Genomic DNA, 3324 nt, shown 5'->3' on the forward strand with positions numbered 1-3324 from the left:
CTGAAAGGATGGTCCTTTTTGAATGTGAATAATGATCTTGTGGTAAAATATTGCAAGGTTTGACTTATAAGGAGCACAACGATGAACGAAGCTAACATCTCAGCGATTACCAAAACACAAAATAGAGTAAGCCTATACCATTTTACACGTGCCAAAAATTTGCCTGCTATTGCACATTTCGACACGCTATATTCAAGTTATCTAATCGATCCTTCTCAGGAAGGCGAACGTCGGTTAGCGCCAAAGCATTTGAACTATCAAGATCTGAAGGTTACGATCAACTCTCATTTGAGAATTGCTGATAGCATGATCGATGCCTCTACGACACAAGAGGAATTTCGGGCGTTTCTGGACCGACATGTCTTTCTATGGCCAACGCTGAAAGATTGTCAAAAAATGATGGCAACATACGCCAGAAGGGAGCCGGAAGAACCTTTTGCCGTTCTGCAATTTGATGCGTCTGCCTTGCTGGTGAAACACCGCGCCCAAATCATGCTCTCCAAATACGACTCTGGCAGTTCGCCGCGATTCCCCAATCATTGTTCGTATAAGAAAAGTTTGGCTATGTTTTTGCCATTAGACCAGTTTGGACTTGTCAAGGATGACTTAGTGCCGAGTACCCCATCGCAGATAAAAGAGGTTCTAATCGATGGCCAGATGAACGGTGTGTCCGAGCTTATATCAGCTGTTTATGTCAGTAATGGCGGAGAAGTTCCTGCGAATTGGAGCCATTTGGTACATCCATGGACGATGTTAACCGACTAATTTCGAGCAAACAAGCATCTACTTGACACTTTCCCACATACACTGTTACATCAAGGAATTCATGTTATTTAACAGCGGTCTGACGAGGAGGGGTACAGGTGAGATATACCTTACAGTATATATCTCTGAATAAAATTAAGCCGGAAAGTACCACAACCAAAACCTCACAGCGGAAAAAAGAGTTTAAAAAAGTAGCACAAGATCTTATGCATGTATTGATTGTGCAAAAAAGCAAAAAAGACAAGGGTTACGTTATCATAGACGGACATCAGCATTTGAATTTCCTCAAAAAACATACGCATAAACAATCAGCGGTGTGCCTTGTCGATGAAAGCAAACTGTCTGTGAGTGTTGGGAAATTTGTTGATCGTTTTCGCAAGCAATCGCTGCCCATCGACATTCCTGCTATCAAATCGGACCGGGTAACCGTCAGCAGTTGGTCGATCATACGGACATTCCTGAAACGCGAACCGCGGTTTCGTAAGCTCACGCGCAGACAGCAGCTGAAGGTGCTTCGGCTAGGTATGCAATATAAGAAAACAACGGTTCGAAGCATGCAGGATAAGGTAGACGAATTATGCAAAAAAATGGTCACTCATTAAAATAAATGGGGCCGTAGACGGGTTGCTGAGGCAGCTCTATTTTGTTTGAAACAATTTCATCTTCTGGAGATAGGGATTGAGGTATAATTAGAGTCGTAGATTAATGAAGGAGTGATTGTGCCCATGATAGAGAACGTACGCACGAGTAATGTACAGCGTTTTGCCGGATTCGGCACGTTGTACGATCAGAATCGTCCCACGGCTCCGCAGGAAGTCGTTAAGCTGATAACAACGTATTTGCAGCATCAACCGCAAACGGTAGTTGACGTAGGATGCGGCACGGGGCTTTCAACTTTTATATGGCTGAATGAAGCAGATCAAATCATTGGCGTAGAGCCAAATGATGATATGCGCGCTGTAGCCATGAGTAAGTGGGAGGCGATACATAAACCGGACAATATGCAGTTTGTCAAAAGGCTTTCGCATGAGCTGGAGCTGCCATMTGCGTCTGCTGATGTTATCACTTGCTCGCAGTCGTTTCATTGGATGGAGCCACAAAGCACTCTGCGTGAGTTCGCACGCGTACTTCGTCCTGGCGGAATATTCGCTGCTTACGACTGTGATTGGCCGCCAGCGCTTAATTGGCAGATTGAAGAAAAGTACAAGCGACTTCTTGCTTTAGGTGACGCAAGGGCGTTAGAGCTAGCCCCGACCGAGGAGCAGGCTCATAAATGGGACAAAGAAGGACATTTACAGCAAATTCGCGACTCAGGTTTATTCCGATATGCTAGAGAGATCGTTTTCCATAACTGGGAAACGTGCGATGCTGAGCGTTATGCTAATCTTGCTTTCAGCCAGGGGGGCTTGCAAACGGCGCTGAAGTTGGGTGCGGATGAGCTGCGTGAGGAGTTTGCGGCTTTCCGCGAACTGGTCGCCGAGGCTTTTGGTGGTGCGGAACGGGAGATTATGTTCGGATACCGGTTGCGCATGGGTGTGGTTTAGGTTTCAAATGGTCGGCTATGATGGATTTCTCATCATAGCCGTTTTGCATTCTTCAGCTGCTTCTGCAAGCTTGTGGAGACAAGCTTGCTTGGCCTTGCGCGGGTTCACATCTATAAAAGGCTCGGGAAGGATGAAATAGATGGAAATTCTAACGCAAATATGATCTTATCAGCCGCTGGGAAAGATATAAAGTTAGAAACGACGGTGCAGGTGGAATAGATACAGGTCCAAGGGATATCATGCGGGATAGGGAAAACCCGAATATGCTTGTTCCACCTATAACCGACGCTGGATTGGTTCCTAATTTGAAGTTTTCATTCTCAGACACTTCAATGACGTTGAACCATGGAGGTTGGTCGCGGGAAGTTACGGCTAGAGAACTGCCGATCGCGACGACGATGTCTGGCGTTAACATGAGCCTAACACCGGGTGGTGTCAGGGAGCTGCATTGGCACCAACAAGCAGAGTGGTCTTATATGTTACTCGGATCAGCGCGGATCACAGCCATTGACCAAGACGGTCGGAATTTTATTGCCGATGTCGGTCCAGGTGATCTATGGTATTTTCCTCCAGGACTCCCACATTCCATTCAAGGATTGGAGCATTGCGAATTCCTTCTTGTTTTCGATGACGGTAATTTCTCTGACCTTAATACGTTATCTATTTCCGATTGGTTTGCTCATACACCCAAAGATGTCTTGTCTGCAAACTTCGGAGTTCCCATGAGTGCTTTTGACAATATTCCAAATGATCAGGTCTATATTTATCAAGATAATGTTCCCAGTTCGCTAGAAAGCGAGAAAGTTCAGTCCCCTTACGGTACAATCCCCCTATCTTTCAAACATCAACTATTAGCTCAAACACCGATCAAAACGCCCGGCGGAAGCGTACGAATCGTAGACTCAAGGAATTTTCCTATCTCTCAAAAGATCGCGGCAGCCCTAGTCGAGGTAGAACCAGGTGCTATGCGTGAGCTGCACTGGCATCCAAATAACGATGAGTGGCAATACTACCT

At 45.8% G+C, this 3324-nt stretch carries 4 protein-coding genes; all 4 read left to right on the forward strand.

The genetic code is table 11. The features are described from left to right. Positions 1 to 81 precede the first annotated feature (81 nt). Positions 82 to 765, forward strand: a complete 684-nt coding sequence (locus AC1DUA_RS33535; protein WP_477503853.1) for a DUF7002 family protein — start codon at positions 82 to 84, stop codon at positions 763 to 765. A gap of 98 nt (positions 766 to 863) precedes the next feature. After that, entirely contained in the window at positions 864 to 1367 is a 504-nt protein-coding gene (locus AC1DUA_RS33540; protein WP_477503854.1) for a hypothetical protein, read from the forward strand. 123 nt (positions 1368 to 1490) lie between these two features. After that, positions 1491 to 2309, forward strand: a complete 819-nt coding sequence (locus tag AC1DUA_RS33545) for a class I SAM-dependent methyltransferase (protein WP_477503855.1) — start codon at positions 1491 to 1493, stop codon at positions 2307 to 2309. 239 nt (positions 2310 to 2548) lie between these two features. Beyond that, positions 2549 to 3324: cupin domain-containing protein (locus AC1DUA_RS33550; protein WP_477503856.1), on the forward strand; the 776-nt coding region annotated here is incomplete at its 3' end.

The organism is Paenibacillus sp. 01T422, assembly GCF_056398785.1.